16 protein-coding genes are annotated in these 16,914 nt (G+C 65.9%); 7 read left to right on the top strand and 9 right to left on the bottom strand.

Annotated features, from left to right (window positions below; translation table 11 throughout):
* Positions 1-16 precede the first annotated feature (16 nt).
* A complete protein-coding gene (locus FBY36_RS11110; protein WP_142119376.1) occupies positions 17-1,006 on the top strand; it encodes an NAD(P)/FAD-dependent oxidoreductase in 990 nt (329 codons plus the stop codon).
* A gap of 12 nt (positions 1,007-1,018) precedes the next feature.
* Here the strand turns inward: FBY36_RS11110 and FBY36_RS11115 are convergent, their stop codons facing one another.
* Positions 1,019-1,345, bottom strand: coding sequence for a hypothetical protein (locus FBY36_RS11115; protein ID WP_142119378.1), 327 nt, complete (start codon positions 1,343-1,345; stop codon positions 1,019-1,021).
* Between the two features lie 174 nt (positions 1,346-1,519).
* On the opposite strand from FBY36_RS11115, the gene FBY36_RS11120 reads away from it, so the two are divergent.
* On the top strand, positions 1,520-2,293 hold the full coding sequence (locus FBY36_RS11120) for an SDR family NAD(P)-dependent oxidoreductase (RefSeq protein ID WP_142119380.1): 774 nt from the start codon (positions 1,520-1,522) through the stop codon (positions 2,291-2,293).
* Here the strand turns inward: FBY36_RS11120 and FBY36_RS11125 are convergent.
* Complete coding sequence (locus FBY36_RS11125) at positions 2,261-3,376, bottom strand: FUSC family protein (RefSeq protein ID WP_142122597.1); 1,116 nt, start codon at positions 3,374-3,376, stop codon at positions 2,261-2,263. The genes FBY36_RS11120 and FBY36_RS11125 overlap by 33 nt on opposite strands.
* 210 nt (positions 3,377-3,586) lie before the next feature.
* Positions 3,587-5,176: an MFS transporter gene (locus FBY36_RS11130; protein WP_142119382.1), complete on the bottom strand. Its 1,590-nt coding sequence runs from the start codon at positions 5,174-5,176 to the stop codon at positions 3,587-3,589.
* 436 nt (positions 5,177-5,612) lie between these two features.
* On the opposite strand from FBY36_RS11130, the gene FBY36_RS11135 reads away from it, so the two are divergent.
* On the top strand, positions 5,613-5,867 hold the full coding sequence (locus FBY36_RS11135) for a hypothetical protein (RefSeq protein WP_142119384.1): 255 nt from the start codon (positions 5,613-5,615) through the stop codon (positions 5,865-5,867).
* 127 nt (positions 5,868-5,994) lie between these two features.
* Here the strand turns inward: FBY36_RS11135 and FBY36_RS11140 are convergent, their stop codons facing one another.
* Positions 5,995-8,559 (bottom strand): ATP-dependent DNA ligase, encoded by a 2,565-nt coding sequence (locus FBY36_RS11140; RefSeq protein ID WP_142119386.1) that lies wholly within the window; start codon positions 8,557-8,559, stop codon positions 5,995-5,997.
* A 40-nt stretch (positions 8,560-8,599) separates the two neighbouring features.
* On the opposite strand from FBY36_RS11140, the gene ku reads away from it, so the two are divergent.
* The 3 genes from ku to FBY36_RS11155 all read left to right on the top strand — a co-directional run bounded on the left by ku (position 8,600) and on the right by FBY36_RS11155 (position 11,127).
* The gene (ku, locus tag FBY36_RS11145; protein ID WP_142119388.1) at positions 8,600-9,718 is read left to right on the top strand and encodes a non-homologous end joining protein Ku; all 1,119 of its coding nucleotides are present in this window, start codon (positions 8,600-8,602) and stop codon (positions 9,716-9,718) included.
* Between the two features lie 131 nt (positions 9,719-9,849).
* Positions 9,850-10,692 carry a class I SAM-dependent methyltransferase gene (locus FBY36_RS11150; RefSeq protein ID WP_142119390.1) on the top strand — a complete coding sequence of 281 codons (843 nt, stop codon included), beginning with the start codon at positions 9,850-9,852 and terminating at the stop codon, positions 10,690-10,692.
* 3 nt (positions 10,693-10,695) lie between these two features.
* The gene (locus FBY36_RS11155) at positions 10,696-11,127 is read left to right on the top strand and encodes an SRPBCC domain-containing protein (RefSeq protein WP_142119392.1); all 432 of its coding nucleotides are present in this window, start codon (positions 10,696-10,698) and stop codon (positions 11,125-11,127) included.
* A 115-nt stretch (positions 11,128-11,242) separates the two neighbouring features.
* Here FBY36_RS11155 and FBY36_RS11160 read toward each other — a convergent pair whose 3' ends face one another.
* From FBY36_RS11160 to FBY36_RS11180, 5 genes are all read right to left on the bottom strand, one after another.
* Entirely contained in the window at positions 11,243-11,521 is a 279-nt protein-coding gene (locus FBY36_RS11160) for an HPr family phosphocarrier protein (protein ID WP_056333115.1), read from the bottom strand.
* 66 nt (positions 11,522-11,587) lie between these two features.
* Entirely contained in the window at positions 11,588-13,669 is a 2,082-nt protein-coding gene (locus tag FBY36_RS11165) for a PTS fructose transporter subunit IIABC (RefSeq protein ID WP_142119394.1), read from the bottom strand.
* A gap of 2 nt (positions 13,670-13,671) precedes the next feature.
* Positions 13,672-14,697 carry a 1-phosphofructokinase family hexose kinase gene (locus FBY36_RS11170; RefSeq protein WP_142119396.1) on the bottom strand — a complete coding sequence of 342 codons (1,026 nt, stop codon included), beginning with the start codon at positions 14,695-14,697 and terminating at the stop codon, positions 13,672-13,674.
* Positions 14,694-15,500 (bottom strand): DeoR/GlpR family DNA-binding transcription regulator, encoded by an 807-nt coding sequence (locus FBY36_RS11175; RefSeq protein ID WP_142122598.1) that lies wholly within the window; start codon positions 15,498-15,500, stop codon positions 14,694-14,696. The genes FBY36_RS11170 and FBY36_RS11175 overlap by 4 nt, the downstream gene beginning before the upstream one ends.
* A gap of 268 nt (positions 15,501-15,768) precedes the next feature.
* The gene (locus FBY36_RS11180; RefSeq protein WP_056333125.1) at positions 15,769-16,026 is read right to left on the bottom strand and encodes a DUF6458 family protein; all 258 of its coding nucleotides are present in this window, start codon (positions 16,024-16,026) and stop codon (positions 15,769-15,771) included.
* A 164-nt stretch (positions 16,027-16,190) separates the two neighbouring features.
* On the opposite strand from FBY36_RS11180, the gene FBY36_RS11185 reads away from it, so the two are divergent.
* Complete coding sequence (locus tag FBY36_RS11185; protein WP_142119398.1) at positions 16,191-16,808, top strand: alpha/beta hydrolase; 618 nt, start codon at positions 16,191-16,193, stop codon at positions 16,806-16,808.
* Positions 16,809-16,914 lie beyond the last annotated feature (106 nt).

Genomic DNA, 16,914 nt, shown 5'->3' on the forward strand with positions numbered 1-16,914 from the left:
CGTGTGTAAAAGGCATATGCAGCTGGCCGGGAAGGGCAATGTGGCGGGAAACCAGGAAACCATTTTCGATGTGGCGGTCATTGGCGGGGGACCGGCGGGCCTAAGCGCGGGCACCGCCTTGGCGCGGGCGCTGCGTTCCGTGGTGGTGATCGACGGCGGCGAGCAGAGGAACCTGGGGGCGGAAAGTGTCCACGGCTTCCTGAGCCGGGAGGGGATGCATCCCCGGGACCTTCTGGCGGCAGGCAGGGAGGAACTGGCCAGGTACGGCGGGACGATGGCTTCCGGGTTTGTCAGATCGGCCAGCCGGGACGGGGATCGGTTCGTGCTGGCTTTGGGGGACGGCTCCACCCGGGTTGCCCGGCGCCTGCTGATCGCATCAGGAATCATGGATGAGCTTCCCGACCTGCCAGGCGTAGCCGACCGCTGGGGACGGGACGTGCTGTATTGCCCCTACTGCCACGGATGGGAAATCCGGAACCAAAGAATCGGAGTCCTGGCGGCCGATTCCCATTCCGTCATGCAGGCCCTGACGTTCCGGCAGTGGAGTCCGGACGTGACGCTCCTGCTCAACGACGCCCTGGAACTCAGCCCGGGCCAGGAGGAACAACTCGCTGCGCGGTCCGTCCGCGTGGTGGAGGGAAAGGTCCGGGCGCTGGAGGTCCGCGATGACCGGCTTACGGGCGCCTCCCGGGATGCGGGCCGGACGGTGCCCCTTGATGTCCTGGTGGTCAGTCCGGCCACCACGAGTAAAGCCAACATGCTTCAGCGGCTGGGACTGGAACCGGCCGCCCTGCCGGATGGTCCGGGGAGCCGCCTGGAGACCGACGAAAGCGGCCGGACGTCATGCCCGGGAGTGTGGGCCGCGGGCAATGCTACAGATGTTTCCGCCCAGGTCATGACGGCGGCCGCAGCGGGGCTTCGCGCGGCGGAGGCCATCAACGCGGACCTGGTCCTGGCCGACACCCGGCACGCGGTTGAGGCTGCCCGCGTTCCAGCTGGGCAGTAACCGCGGCGCTGCCTAGCTTGCGAGGGCCTGGTCGGTGACCGGCATGGCGGCGCCGGGGTCATCAATGGTGAAGCCGCAGGCGCACCGGTAGGTGACCACGCTCTCCGGGACGGACCCTGGCCGCAGGGCAACCACTGAGTTTCCGTCAACGTAGACGGGCTCTCGGACAGGCATTTCGCCGTGGTCTACAAGCTGCATCGGCATGCGGCAGTGCATGCGTGAATTCAGGGTCATCAGCAGCCCTGCGTCCACGGGTACGGTGGCGGTCATGAGCTGCTCGCCAGCTGCCTCGCTACGTTCCCCAAACGCCGTCAGCTGGTTTTCCATTGCGGTGGTCATTATGTTCTTCCTTGGGCTTCTTTCACGGAGCCGCCGGCTTTGGCAGCCCCGCCGCGAACTGCTTGCGGAGGTTCATCTACGTCATAAGCAAAGCATGCTTACTAATTAATGCACAAGTCAGGATGGGCGGGAGTGCCTGCACTGCGCGGCCGTCTCTCTGGCTAGGCTTGCAGCATGACGCCATCGAGTTCGCGCACCACAGCACTTGTCACCGGGGCCAGCGCAGGGCTGGGCCATGAATTCGCAAAGCAGCTTGCGGCCCAGGGGCATGACCTGGTCCTGGTGGCGCGCAACGCGTCCCGGCTGGCGGAAACAGCGGAGGACCTCCGGCGCCGCTACGGCATCATGGCTGAGGTGCTCCCCGCAGACCTGACGGACGACGACGACGTCGCCGCCGTCGTCGAACGCCTGGAAGACACCAGCCGGCCGGTGGGGATCCTGGTCAACAACGCAGGGATCGGGCTGCTGCACAACTTTGAGGACAACCACGCGCCGGAGGAGAAGAAGCACCTGAAGCTGCACGCGGAAACGTCCATGGTCCTGACCCACGCGGCGCTGAAGGGCATGCTGGAGCGCGGGGAGGGACGGATCATCAATGTGGCCAGTGTGGCCGCGTTCCTGCCCCGCGGCACCTATTCCGCGGCCAAGGCCTGGCTGGTCAGTTTCAGCCGGTGGGCGAACCTGGCCTACCGCACGCGGGGCGTCAAGGTCACGGCCGTCTGCCCCGGCTTCACCCACACGGAGTTCCACGACCGGATGGGGATGGACAAGTCCGTGGCGCCGTCGTGGACTTGGCTGCGCGCCGAGCGGGTGGTCAGTGAAGGCCTGGCGGACAACGAGCGCGGCAAGGCGGTGTCCATCCCGTCCAAGCGCTACAAGGTGCTGGCGGCGGTGGCCAAGGTGGCTCCGGCGCGGCTAATGGCTGGGCCGGCGCGGAAGCCGAAGTAGGCCCGGGAGCGGAGTCCGGGTGCGGGCTCCCGGCCGGCGGACAGCCACCACCACCAGGATCCCCAACAGAGCACCCACCAGGGTTTCCACCGCGCGCTCCAGGATCAGGACCTGCGGTTCGGTGGGGGCGGCCAGCTGCGTCATCAGCAGGATGACCGGCGTAAACCAGACCATGGCCAGGCCATAGTGCCGGGTCATGAACAGCTCGGTGGCGAACTGGAAAAGGATGACCAGGAGGGCCAGCACCGTGGCCTGGTGCACCGGCTCCTGAAATGCCGGATAGAGGGCGGCCAGTGCCCAGGGCCCCGGCAGGATTACGACGGCGGTAACCACCAGGCCCAGGAGCGTCCCCACGATGCGGTGGATACCCCGCCGGACGCTGCTGGGCAGGTCGGCGCCGGCGAGCGGTACGGCGGCTGCCGCCATGGCCCAGTGCGGGTGGCCGCTGCCGCTTAGGACACCCACTGTTCCGGCAGCACCCACGGCCAGGACGTACCGGGCGGCGTGGACGCTCAGTTCCCGCTGCCCTGCGGCCGAACGGGACGGCACGTTCCTGGTGGCCCCGGCTTCCCATGCCCTTTGCCGCACCCAGCCGCTGAAGCCGATGAGGATGGAGAATGCTGATGATGCCGCGGCGATAAGCAGCGCGGCATACCAGGGGACTGTGGTGGGAACGGAGGCACACGCCCCAAGGGCCAGGATTCCGAAGAAGGGCCCGTTCGGTTTCAGCCGTACGCGGTCCGAGTACACGGAGCCCACTCCGGCCAGGATGGCCTCCACCGCCACCAGCCACCACGAGTGGATGTGGTTGATGGACAGCGTCACGCCCACAGCCACGCCACTGAGCAGCACCAGGGCACCCTGCCCCTGGTGGCGGAGCCGCAGCTGGTGCGGTTCCAAGCGGCCGTACATGCCGGTCAATGCGCCGAACACGGCGTAGATGATGAGGTCGGTCCGCCCGGCGGCCAGCAGGAGCAGCGAGGGGGCGGCAACGCTGAGGGCCACGCGCAGTGCGGCAAGGTGGTCATTGGTGGCAGGCTCCAGCCGGTGGAGTGCGCGCACCTGTGCCACTACGCGCTTCATGTCCGGCGACACCTGTCCTGTCTTGTTGTCCTGCGGCGGCCCGAAGGCCTTTGGGAACGTATCACCGGCATGCGGCAGAGTCATACTGCCGGCAGTCACAATAGGAAATCCGCAGGCACGCAAAGGCCCGTCCCTGTGCTTCCCCCAAGGAAGCACAGGGACGGGCCTGTGAGCGTGGGCTACAAGAGTGCCCGGGTGGCCGGCTGGAGGCTAGGCTCCCGCCGGAACCCCGCGGTGTGCCTGGGTGTCCAGGGCGTCCTGGGTTTCGAACGGCAGTTCGTCCAGGTTGATCAGCGGGTTTTCATCCTGGGTGGCCACCAGTTCCCTTGCCTCTGCCTGCGTGTCCACGCTGGGCATGGATCCCGGCAGGGGGCGGTTGGCCGATTCCTTCAGGAAGTAGATGGCGATGGCGCCCACGAGGGAGGTGGCCATGAGGTAGTAGGCGGGCATCATGTCGTTGCCCGTGGCGCTGATCAGGGCTGCCACGATGAACGGTGTGGTCCCGCCGAAGATGGCCACGGCGAAGTTGTAGGCAATGCCCATGGCTCCGTAGCGGCTGGATGTGGGGAACTGGGCCGGGAGCGCCGAGGCCAGGTTGGCCACATAAAACGTCACCGGGAAGGCGATCAGGGCCAGCCCGGCAAGGGTGGACCAAATCTGACCAATGCCGATCAGCATGAAGGCGGGCAGAGCCAGCACGATGGTGCTCACGGCGCCGATCCAGAGCACGGGGCGGCGGCCGATCCGGTCTGACAGCTTGCCGGTCAGCGGAATGCACAGGCTCATGACCACCAGCACCGGAATGGTGAGCAGGGTGCCGTGGACTTCGTCGTAGCCCTTGGACTCCGTCAGGTAAGTGGGCATGTAGGAGGTGAGGGCGTAACCGGCCGTGTTGGCGGCGGCCACCACCACCATGGCAACGACGATGGGGCGCCAGTAGGCCTTGACGATTCCCACCGGTCCCTTGGCCGTGGCAGTATCACCAGCGGATGCGTTCTTGGCGATCTCTTCCTGGGCATCAAGGGTTGCCTGGAACTGCGGCGATTCCTCGATCTTGCTCCGGAAGTAGACGGCGATCAGGCCCAGCGGGCCTGCCACCAGGAACGGGATGCGCCATCCCCAGTCCTCCATGGTGTCCTGGCCGAGCGTCAGCTGCAGGACGGAGACCAGGGCGGCGCCAATGGCGAAGCCCAGGTAACTGCCCAGGTCCAGGAAGCTGGCAAAGAAGCCGCGGCGCTTGTCGGCCGCGTATTCGCTCACGAACGTGGTGGCACCGGCGTACTCGCCACCGGTGGAAAAGCCCTGGACCACCTTGAGGAGCACCAGCAGTGCGGCAGCCCACAGTCCGATCTGTGCGTACCCGGGCAGGAGGCCGACGGCGAAGGTGCTTGCCGCCATGATCATCAGCGTGGTGGCCAGGATCTTTTGGCGTCCCACCTTGTCGCCCAGCCAGCCGAAGATCACGCCGCCCAGGGGGCGGGCGATGAAGGTGGCGGCAAAGGTTCCCAGCAGGAACAGCGTCTGGGTGGTGGGATCGGATTCCGGAAGGAACACCGGGCCCATGGTGGTGATGAGGTAGCCGAAGACGCCTACGTCGTACCACTCCATGGTGTTGCCAACGATGGTTCCGCCGAGTGCCTTTTTGAGCATGGGCTGGTCCACCACGTTGACATCGGATTCCTTGAGCCGGCGGCGTGGCAACAGCCTGGGCTTCTTGGCGGCCACGGGGGCTGCCGGGTCTGTTCCGCGGGCGTTCCTGGCGCCTGCTGGAGAGTCGGTCCTGCTTCGGTCTGTGGGCATTTGGGCAACTCCTATGGAGGTCATTTGCTTGCGACTTGTAGCTGCCCCGCTCTGGGCAGGCCTTCAATTTTACGTGATGCCTGTAGCGCGCGGACAGTTCGATGGCGTAGAGTGCGCCCTTTTGGGCCGCTTCAGGGGTGGTTTCCACAATTTTTTGTGCCGCCGTTTCCCGCGCCATTACTGGGAAGCACGCTGCTCAACGGCGGCGTTACCAAAAATTTTCCGCCGGGAACCGTTTTAGGGCCCATTTCTTGGTGATCGCGGCCGCGAAAGTGATTGGGGCCACCGTCCCTGGAGGGGGTTCACAGGACCTCCTGGCGTGCCTATGGTGGAGCGATGAAGACACCTCTTTCCGGGCAGTAGTCCGCGCGCGCCCGGACGCTTTCGTTGGCGTTTCGATTCAAGGAAGAACGAAGGAAAGAAGGGAAGAACCACAATGGGTGAAGAGTCCAACCAGTTCCACATCAACCCTGAGGTGGCGGATCACATTGCGGCTGCCATGGATGCGCCGACGGCGCCGGGCCCTGCGGCCATGGGCGCCCCCCTCGGGCAGCAAAGCGGCTGGCCGGACGGCTACGGAAAGCGGCGGCATCCCAAGGACCGGGCCGCGGGCCACGGCCGGATGGGACATGAAGCGGCCGTGACCGCCGTCCACCGCACCGGCCGGCCGCAGATGCCGCACTCCTCGTAGCCGGTACCGAAAACACGTAGCCGGCACCTAAAACCCGTCCACACACAAATTACCTGGCGCCCCACAATGTTGCAGGTGCCAGGTAATTTGTGCGTCGTGGGGTTACCTGCGCATCTAAAAACGCCGGTCAGCCTTCCCTGACCACCTCGGACGGGTCCTTGTCCACCCGCCAGCCGCGCCAGCGGGGATGCCGCAACCTCCCGGGCCCGGTCCACTCGCTGTAGGTCACCTCGCCGACAAGCTCGGGCGACACCCAGTGGGCGTCTGCAGCATCGGGGCGGGGGACTTCATGGAAGGGTGAGGTTTCCCGGCCAAGCCGCTCCAACGTTTGCCGCAGTTCCGTAAGCTCCCGCATACTGAAGCCGCTGCCGACGCGGCCCACGTACTGCAGCTTGCCGCCGTCGGGAATGCCCACCAGCAGCGACCCCACCGTGTCCTGCCGCCCGCCCTTTCCTGGCCGCCAGCCGCCCACCACCACTTCCTGGGTCTGCTCCGTCTTGAGCTTGATCCACGTCCGGGTGCGCTGGCCGCTCACATAGCGGCTGTCCGTCCGCTTGGCCATGATCCCTTCCAGGCCAAGTTCCTGCGCGCTCTCCAGGAGAAGCTTCACGGGTTCGTCCAGCACGACGGACAGGTCCACCGGGCAGCCGGACGGGCGGAAGAACTCCTCCAGCCGCCGCCGGCGGGTGCTAAGCGGCAGGCGCCGAAGATCTTCCCCATCGTCGAACAACAGGTCGAACAGCATCAGCTGGACCGGGATGGCGGTGCGTGCCTTGGCGACGTCGGCGGCCCGGGTCAGTTTCATCCGGCCCTGCAGCAGGCCAAAGTCCGGCTTCCCGCCGGGCCCGACGGCGATGATCTCGCCGTCCGCCACGAACGGATGCTCCGGCCAGCAGGCCCGGTCCGTGAACTCCGGATAGGTTCGGGTGACGTCGTTGCCGTTGCGGGAAAAGATCCGCACCTTCTCCCGGTCCGCCACCAGGATGGCCCGGACCCCGTCCCATTTGAGCTCGTACTGCCAGCTGCTGCCCTGCAGGTCGGCGGCGTCCCCGGACGTTGCCATCATCGGTTGATACTCCAGTGGCTCGGCAACGGTGGCGGCGGCGGAGCCGGCCGGCTCCCTAAGGCTGGCTCCGGGTGCAGCCGCCCCACCGCCGTCGTCCTCTTCCCGCTCTTCCGCTGCCGGTGCCCGCGTCGCGGCGGGAGCTGCCTGCCGCCGTCGTCCCCCTTGATGCTCCTGGTCCATCAGGTGGATGAGCCACTGGCCCTCGGCGTCCTTGCCCTGTCCGCGCCCCGTGTGGATGAGCGCGATCTTCCTGCTGCCGCCCAGCCCCCCGCCGTCGGAGCCGCTCAAGGTGACGATGACTTCCTTGCCGTTGATCCACTTGTGCAGCTCGTAGGTGCCGGTGTCCCAGATGGTCATGACACCCGCCCCGTACTGGCCCTTGGGAATGGTGCCGTGGAACGTGAGGTAGTCCATGGGGTGGTCCTCGGTCTGGACCGCCAGGTGGTTTTTCGTGCCTGACTCCGGAATTCCCTTGGGCAGCGCCCACGACACCAGGACGCCCTCGTGTTCCAGCCGGAGGTCGTAGTGCAGCCGGCTGGCGTGGTGCTCCTGGATCACAAAGCTGTTGCCGCCGGACGCGATGCCTGCGAACGGCTCGGGCGTTGCCTTGGGATCGCGCATCGCGCGGTACTTGCCCAGGCGCGGATCGCCGTCGTGGGGTGCTTCCCCCTGGCCGTGGCGAGCGTCCTGACCACCCTCCTGAGCGCTCTCCCCGGCGCCCGCCGCAGCACCGGCCGCAGCGTTGACGACGGCGGCGAAAAGGTCCTTGCCGTCCTGCACCCGCCGCAGGACCTCGTGGTAGTCCAGGTGCTTGAGCCCGGGAAATTCGATTTCCCGCCAGGTCCGCGGTGCGGCCACCAGCGGCGTGGGCCTTCCCCGCAGTGAGTAGGGGACAATGGTGGTTTTCGCTGCGTTGTTCTGGCTCCAGTCCACCAGCACCTTGCCCTTGCGGAGCGACTTCTTCATGTCGCTGACGGCGAGGTCCGGGTGGTCGGCCTCCAGCGCCCTAGCCAGTTCCCGGGCGAAGGCCGAGATCTGCTCCGAGGTCTGCGTACCATCCAGTGCCGCGTAAAGGTGGATGCCCTTGCTGCCGCTGGTCACCGGCACCGGGTCCAGGCCCACATCCTCCAGGATGGACCGCGCCAGGAGGGCCACTTCGCGGCATTCCGGCAGGCCGGCCCCCTCACCGGGGTCCAGGTCCAGCACCAGCCGGTCCGGATTCAGTTGGTTCCCGTGCGAATCCACCCGCCACTGCGGCACATGGATTTCGAGCGAGTTGATCTGGCCGAACCAGGTCAGCGTGGCGGCGTCATTGACCATGGGGTAGTGGATGGTCCGGTCCTTGTGCGTGATGGCCGCCCGCGGCAGCCAGCCCGGGGCTGAGTCCTCCAGGTCCTTCTGGAAGAACACCTCACCCGGCTTGTCCGCCGTCCCCACCCCGTTGACCCACCGCTTGCGGGTGGCCGGACGGTTGGCCGCCGCCGGAATCAGGACGTGGGCCACCGCAGCGTAGTAGGCCAGCACGTCCGCCTTGGTGGTGGCGGTCTCCGGATAGATGATTTTGTCCAGGTTGGTCAGGGTCAATTCGCGTCCCGCAACCCGGACACGTTCCCTACTGGCGGCCATGGGGCTTCACCTCCGGCCCGCTCTGATGTTGACTGTATGAATGAGAGCCATCTGGAAAGGTGCCATCGCGTTCGGGCTGGTCAACGTGCCAGTGAAGGTCTACAGCGCCACTGAAGATCATGACATCAGTCTGCACCAGGTTCACAATGCCGACGGCGGCAGGATCCGTTACCAGCGCCGTTGCGAGGTGTGCGGCGAGGTGGTGGACTACTCGGACATCGAGAAGGCGTTCGAGGAGGACGGCCGCACGGTGGTCCTGTCCAAGGACGAGCTCAAGTCCATTCCCGCGGAGAACAGCCACGAAATCGAAGTGGTGCAGTTCGTCCCGTCGGAGCAGCTTGAACCCATGATGTTCGAGAAGAGCTATTACCTGGAACCGGACTCCAAGTCGCCCAAGGCCTACGTGCTGCTTAGGCGGGCGCTCGAGGACACGGACCGGGTGGCCATCGTCCAGTTCGCACTGCGGGAGAAGACCCGGTTGGGGGCGCTGCGGATCAAGGACGACGTGCTGGTGCTGCAGTCCCTCCTTTGGCCCGATGAGGTGCGGGAGGCGAACTTCCCGTCCCTGGAAGCGTCCATCAAGATTTCTTCCCAGGAGCGGGACATGTCAGCGGCCCTGGTGGAATCCATGGCTGCCGACTTCGACCCCACCTCCTTCACCGACGAGTACCAGGTGCAGCTCCGCCAGCTCATCGACGCCAAGCTCGAGCAGGGCGAATCGCTGGACACGGAGGAAACCTTCGGCGTCGAAGCCGGCGAAGGCGGGAAGGGCGAGGTCATCGACCTCATGGAGGCCCTCAAACGGAGCCTGGACAGGAAGCGCGGCGGCGGGGAGGCCGCCTCCAGCGGGAATTCCGACGACGAAGCGGACACCGGGGACGAGGAAGCGGAGGCGGCCAAACCTGCGCGAAAGTCTTCCGCTACCAAGGCATCGGGCACCAAGACTGCCGCATCAAAATCGACGGCTTCCAAGACAACAACCTCAAAAGTAACGGCGTCCAAGTCGGCCGCAGCCAAATCAACGGCCGCCAAATCAACTGCTTCCAAAGCGGCGGACACCAAGTCCGCTGGAACAAAGTCCACGGCAGCCAAGTCCACGGGTACCAAGACGGCAGAAAAGCCTGCTGCCAAGACCACCAGGGCCCGCAAGCCCGCCTGACCCTGGTGTTTCACGGCGTCGGTGCCTTTACACCGGCCGGTATCGCGTCCACAATGAGTCGCATCGCAGCCTCCGCTGTGCCAAACAGTGTGCTGCCGCTCATTTGAACGGACACGTAGAGGGGCACGGACATGGACAACCAGACCGACTTAGTGGACGCTGACCGGGAGCTCAAGAAGAAGCACCGGGCCATGTGGGCGTCAGGGGATTACCCGGCCCTCGCCGACGAGATGCTCCTGGAACTGGGCGCCGTCCTGGTCGAAGCCTGCGGCATCAGGTCCCGTCAGCGTGTACTGGACGTCGCGGCCGGAACCGGCAACGCCGCCATCCCGGCAGCAATGATGGGCGCCAAGGTGGTGGCCAGTGACCTCACCCCCGAGCTGTTCGAGGCAGGGCGCCGGGAGGCCGCAAACCGCGGCGTCAGCCTGGAGTGGCAGGAAGGGGACGCCGAGGCCCTGCCATTCGGCGATGCGGAGTTCGACGTCGTGATGTCCTGCATTGGTGTCATGTTCGCACCGCACCACCAGGCGGCCGCCGACGAACTGCTCCGGGTGTCCAAGCCGGGCGGTTCCGTAGGGCTGCTGTGCTGGACGCCGGAAGGATTCATCGGCCGGATGTTTGCAGTCCTGAAGCCGTTCGCTCCACCGCCCCCGCCGGGCGCGCAGCCGGCGCCTCTGTGGGGGAGTGAGGAGCATATCCGCGAACTTTTGGGTGACAGGGTCACAGGGATCCATACCCGGAAGCAGAACCTGGCCGTCAGGAGCTTCCACCAGCCTGCGGACTTCGTCAGGTACTTCAAGTCCCACTACGGCCCCATCATCTCCGTCTACAAATCACTCGGCGAGGACCAGGACAAGGTCAAGGCACTGGACCAGGCCCTTACGGAACTGGCTGATTCCTTCGGCGACGCCCACGGCGATGTCCCCTTCCAAATGGAATGGGAGTACCTGATTTTTACGGCCAAGAAGGCTTGAGCGATGGCGGAAGACCACGTGGCAACATCCGCCACCACCATCAACGCAGGTCCCGGACGCGTGTGGAAGGTGATTACGGACCCGGCTGCCGTCAGGGAGTTCATGTTCGGGGCCACGCTGGAGACAGACTGGAACGTTGGAAGCCCCATCACCTGGCAGGGCGAGTGGGAGGGAAAGGCCTACCAGGACAAGGGCGAAATCCTGGCGGTGGAGCCGGGACGGAAACTGGTGCACACCCACTTCAGCCCGCTGTCCGGCCAGGAGGACAAACCGGAGAACTACCACACGCTCGAATGGACCCTTGAGGCTCAGGGCGGCGCCACCCGGCTGACCTTGGCCCAGGACAACAACCCCAGCGAAGAAGCCGCCGCGCATTCGAAAGCCATGTGGGACAAGCTCCTGGCCGGCGTCAAAGCACTCGCCGAGAGCGGTTGAACTCCGCCAGCCCGCCCAACGCTTAAATGCCAAGCGGCCGCCGTCGGGCTTCCTCCTAATGGTGAAAGCCCGACGGCGGCCGCCTGCGTTGTGCTGCCGTCAGACAGCGTGGCTGCTACTCGGCGTCGTGGTCCGTTTCCAGGATCTGCACCAGGTGGTTGAGCGCATCGTCTGCGCCGGCACCTTCGGCGCGGAGCACCACAACGTCGCCGTGTGAAGCGCCCAGGCTCATGAGGGACAGGATGCTGGCGGCGTCCATGGCCTCGTCGGCCGGTTCGCCTTCACGGGCGATGGTGATGTCCAGGTCGTACTCGCCGGCTGCCTCCGCGAAGATGGCGGCGGGGCGGGCGTGCAGGCCCACGCGGCTGGCGACGGTTGCGGTGCGTTCTGGCATTGTTGCTCCTTTGTCTTTCGGCCCGCTGACGGTTCAGCGGCCGGTGAGGTTTGTGGCTATGCCGGCTCAGACGGTTACGGGAACCGGTTCAACCGTATCAACGGTCTTCTTGGCTGCCCAGCGCTTCAGGGCCACCACTGCCACCGCGCTGACCACGGTGCCGGCGATGATCGAGATCACGAACATCAACAGGTTGCCAATGGCGAAGAAGACGAAGATCCCGCCGTGCGGTGCCTGGGACGTCACGTTGAAGGCCATGGTGAGTGCGCCGGTGAGTGCGCCGCCCAGCATGCTCGCGGGGATGACGCGCAGGGGATCGGCCGCGGCGAACGGGATGGCGCCTTCGGAGATGAAGGAGGCACCCAGCAGCCACGCAGCCTTGCCGTTCTCACGTTCAGCCAGGCTGAAGAGCTTCTTGTCCAGGACCGTGGCCAGTGCCATGGCCAGCGGCGGGACCATGCCCGCGGCCATCACGGTGGCCATGATCTGCCATGGTGCCTGGTTGGCTGCGCTGCCTGCGCTCAGGCCGGCCACGGCGAAGGCGTAGGCCACCTTGTTGACGGGACCACCGAGGTCGAAGCACATCATCAGGCCAAGGATGATTCCCAGGACGACGGCGGAAGCGCCGGTCATGCCGGACAGCCAGTTGTTGAGCGCCGTGGTGAGTCCGGCGATGGGGCCGCCGAGCACCAGGAACATCAAACCGGAGGCAACGATCGAAGCGAGCAGCGGAATGATCACCACGGGCATCAGGCCGCGGAGCCAGCGGGGCACCTGCCAGGTTCCGATCAGGTGCGCAACGTAGCCGGCGAGGAGGCCGCCTACGATGCCGCCGAGGAAGCCGGCACCCATGAATCCGGAAACTGCGCCGGCAACGAAGCCCGGTGCAATGCCGGGGCGGTCAGCGATCGCGTAGGCGATGTAGCCGGCCAACGCAGGAACCAGGAATCCCATGGACAGCGCGCCGATTTTGAACAGGACGGCGCCGAGGTAAATGGCGAGGCCGCCCTCGGGAAGGTTGCCAAAGTTGTTCGCCAACACCACCTTGTCTGCCACGGTGGTGATGTTGTAGCCGCCCAGGAGGAAGCCCAGCGCAATCAGCAGGCCGCCGCCGGCAACGAACGGGATCATGTAGCTGACACCGGTGAGCAGCGCCTTCTTGAGCTTCTGGCCGATGTGCTCGCCCTTTTCTTCTGCCTCGTGCTCGGCCTGCTCTTCGGCACCGAAGTGAGCCACGCGGTGGGCGTTGGGGTTGTCAGCCGCGGCAAGTGCTTCCTGGACCATCTTTGCCGGCTCGTCGATGCCGCGCTTGACCGGAGCGTTGATGACGGGCTTGCCTGCGAAGCGTTCCTTGCCGCGCACGTCCACGTCCACAGCGAAGATCACTGCGTCCGCTGCTGCGATAACCGCCGGGTCCAGTGGTTTGGCACCGGAGGAACCCTGGGTTTCCACCTGAAGGTCAACACCCATTTCCTTGGCCGCAGCCACCAGCGAATCCGCGGCCATGTAGGTGTGGGCAATGCCGGTGGGGCACGCAGTAACGGCTACCAGGCGCTTGGGCCCGCGGCCCGCGCTTGAACCGGTCGAGGCCTCCCCGGCGACAGGGGCAGCGGATGAACCCGCTGCGCCTGCCGCGCCAACGCTGGCGCCAACCGGGACTGCGTCAGCCGGAGCGGCTGCGGCATGCGCGGCCGGCTTGTCCGCCAGGGCACCGTCGACGAGAGCCACAATTTCGGCCTCCGAGGAGGCGTTGCGGAGGGCCGCGGTGAAGTCCTTCTTGATGAGGGAGCGGGCCAGCTTGGAGAGCAGCTTCAGGTGCTCCTGGTCCGCCCCGTCCGGAGCGGCGATGAAGAACACCAGGTCGGCGGGACCGTCCTTGGCGCCGAAGTCCACCTTCGGGTTCAGCCGGGCCATGGCCAGGGTGGGTACGGTGACTGCGGCAGAGCGGCAGTGCGGGATGGCGATGCCGCCGGGAATCCCGGTGGCGGTCTTCTGCTCGCGGGCGAAGGCATCGGCGAAGAGGCCTTCAACTTCTGACGCGCGTCCGGTGGCAGCTACCTTGCTTGCCAGATGCCGGATCACCGCTTCGGGGGCATTGCCCAGGTTCTGGTCGAGCTCGACCAGTTCCGTGGTGATGAGCTGGGTCACTGTCAATCCTTTCGAAGGGCCGTGATGGTTACGGCGTCCGGGGTTGTTTGGTTTACTGCCGGAACCGTGGAACCCGGCAGGGAGGCAGCGGCGGCACCGTGGGCCACCGCCTGGCGAAGGCAGTCGGCCGGGGCGGCGCCCCGGCCGTGGGCAAGCAGGTAGCCGGCAAGTGCGGAGTCGCCCGCGCCGACCGTGCTGACCGCGGCGACCGGCGGGTGCGTGGCCAGCCACGCGCCGTCGGCCGTTACAAGGACAGCTCCCTTGGAACCGAGAGTTGCCAGCACAGCACCCACACCGGAACGTACGACGGCTGCTGCGGCGGCTGCGGCAGCAGCCGGGTCCGCTTCCAGTTCGTCACCGGAGGCCGGGGTGAAACCGGCGGCTGCGGCCAGCTCCGCCAGTTCCTCGGCATTGGGCTTGAGCAGGTCCGGTTTCCCGGAACCTGTGGTTGTTCCGCCGCCGGCGCCTGTTCCGTCGTCGGGGGTTCCGGCGTCAGTCAGTGCGGCGGCGAGGGGCGCCCCGGAGGAGTCGACGGCGATCAGCGGCGCAGTTCCGTTGCCCGCCTCCCGGATCCGCCGGGCCACCGTGGCGTAGAAGTTGTCCGGGAATCCAGGCGGCAGGGAGCCGGCAAGGACCACCCAGCCGGCACCGCGTGAGCTTTCCAGCAGCAGCTTGATAAGCGCTTCCTGCTGGTCGGCGGCCAGGACGGGGCCGGGTTCGTTGATCTTGGTGGTGACGCCGCCGGGCTCGGTGAGTGCCACGTTGGTGCGCAGCGGCTCATCGATGGGAAGCGACACGAAGGGAACTGCGCTTTCACGCAGGCCGGCAAGGACGGGATCGCTGTCCGCCCCGGGAAGGACGGCGAGCGACTCCAGGCCGGACGCCACCAGGGCGCGGGAGACGTTGACGCCCTTGCCGCCGGATTCCTGGCGGACAGAGACGGCGCGCTGCACCTCACCGCGCTGCAGTGGGCCGGGGAGGGCCACGGTGCGGTCAAGGCTGGGGTTGGCCGTGAACGTGATGATCATGCGACCACCACGTCTACGCCGGCATCTTCCAGGGCGGCTGCTAGTTCAGGTCCGGGTTCACTGTCTGTGATCAAGGTGTCCAGATCTTTCAGGGAGGCGAACTGGACCAGGGTTTCCGTGTCCAGCTTGGAGGAGTCGGCCAGCACCACAATGCGGCGTGCCGACTGGACGAAGGCTGCCTTGACGGCGGCTTCTTCAGGATCGGGAGTGCTGACACCAAATGTGGCGTGGATGCCATTGGTGCCAATGAACGCTATGTCCGGGCGGATGCGGCCGGCGGCGCTCACGGTCGCCTGCCCCACTGCCACCTGGGTGATGCCGCGGACCCGGCCGCCAAGGATCTGCAGGGCAACGCCGGGAACATTCGAGAGCTTGCTGGCGATGGGTACCGCGTGGGTGATGACCACCAGTTCGTGGTGGGGCCCGTTCCCGTCGGAGGGTTCGACGGCGGTGCGCCGCGCCAGCATGTCAGCCAGCACTTCGGTGGTGGTGCCGCCGTCCATGAGGACACTGGCCGGCGAGTTCCGGGGGATCAGGGCGAGGGCAGCTTCAGCGATCCGGATCTTTTGGTCAGGCCGCTGGATGGCCCGTTCAGTGATGCTTTCCTCGGTGGTGCTGAAGCGATCCGCCGCCACCGCGCCGCCGTGGACGCGGCGGACGGTGCCCGCGTTTTCCAGGGCGGCAAGGTCCCTGCGGACTGTTTCAGTGGTGATGCTGAAGCGCTCAGCAAGCAGGGTCACGCTGACCCTGCCACTGCCGGCTACAAGCTCGGCAATCTTGTGCTGGCGCTCTTCGGCGAACACGTACCCTCCGTTGCGTAGGTCCTGGTGTTTCGGGTGCCCGGTAGATTCCCCGGGCTTTGGCGTGACTGGCATCACATCGATGTTGAGTTACTTGACTTTATCTTTGCTTCTGTTGGTTTGTCAATGGAAACCAACATGAAACAAAATTTTGCTCCTGGTGGTCCTGTCCGGGGAAAGCTAAAGCCGGGCTGGACAGGTTCTGTCCAGCCCGGCTTGCCGGGTTTTCATTGGGGCGCTCTCCGGGATCCCCGTCCCGTTTATGCCTCTGTCAGACGCCGCCGTCGCGGCTTTCGTGGCGGGTAATGCGCTCGCCGGTATTGGGATCCACCACTGAGCGGGACTCACTCACGCGGCGGCTGCGCCCGGGGGAAGCGAGGATGAGCGAAGCGATCAGCCCAATCACGCCCACGGCCATGAGGATGTAGCCCACCAACTGCTGGTCCACGAACGGGATCAGCCCGGGAGCAACGGCCCAGGCAAGGATGGCGCCGAGGGCGATGAGGAAGATTGACGAGCCGATTCTCATGACTTGCTCCTTATGGCCGCGTTTGCGGCGCTTGTTGGGCGTTACGGGACCTGCGTACACTGCCAGAGCTAAGCCTGCTGTCTGTTAAGCGTCACGCTACCCCGCCGCGATACGGGATTCAATGACCTGGCCGGGGCGGCGCGCCCGGCGTTTAGGCTGGTCAAGTGGAAACAGTTGTATGGTCCAAGTCGGAAGGCCAACGCGCCGGCACGCCCTTGCTGGTGATGATGCATGGGTATGGGACGGACGAGTCGCGGATGGTGCGCCTTTTCGAATACCTCCCGCAGGAGTTCACCTTCGCCGCCCTGCGCGCGCCCATGCCCATCGGCGACCACTGGGGCTGGTTCCTCCTCGACTACTTCCTGGCCAACGACTTCGCTGACGTCATCTCGGCCGCCAATGCCGTGCAGGCCTGGATCAACTCGGTCAAGGACCGGCACACCAGCGTCAGCTTGATGGGGTACTCCCAGGGCATGGCCATGGCCAGCACGCTGCTGAGGTTGCACCCTGACGACTACAAGGCCGTCGTGGGACTGTCCGGCTTCGTGCTCAACAACGAGCTCCTCTCCGTGATGGATTCCTTCGAAACCAAACCGCCGTTCTTTTGGGGCCGGGACAAGGCGGATCTGGTCATCAACGAGGACGCCGTTGCGTACACCGCTGAATGGCTCGAAAAGAATACCCAGCTGACGGCCCGGACCTACCCGGGGATGGGGCATGCCATGTCCAAGGCCGAAATGGTGGACGTCAGCGCCTTCCTGCGCCATTACGTGCTGGCCTGACCCGCAGGCGGTTGTTAAGACAGCCAAAAAACATTTGCAAGTCAAATTTGCAAGCGCTTACACTCGTCTACGGCCATAGTCGGTCCTGCAGTGGGCGGACAGGAAG

Source organism: Arthrobacter sp. SLBN-122, assembly GCF_006715165.1.
In the GTDB taxonomy this organism is placed as follows: domain Bacteria; phylum Actinomycetota; class Actinomycetes; order Actinomycetales; family Micrococcaceae; genus Arthrobacter.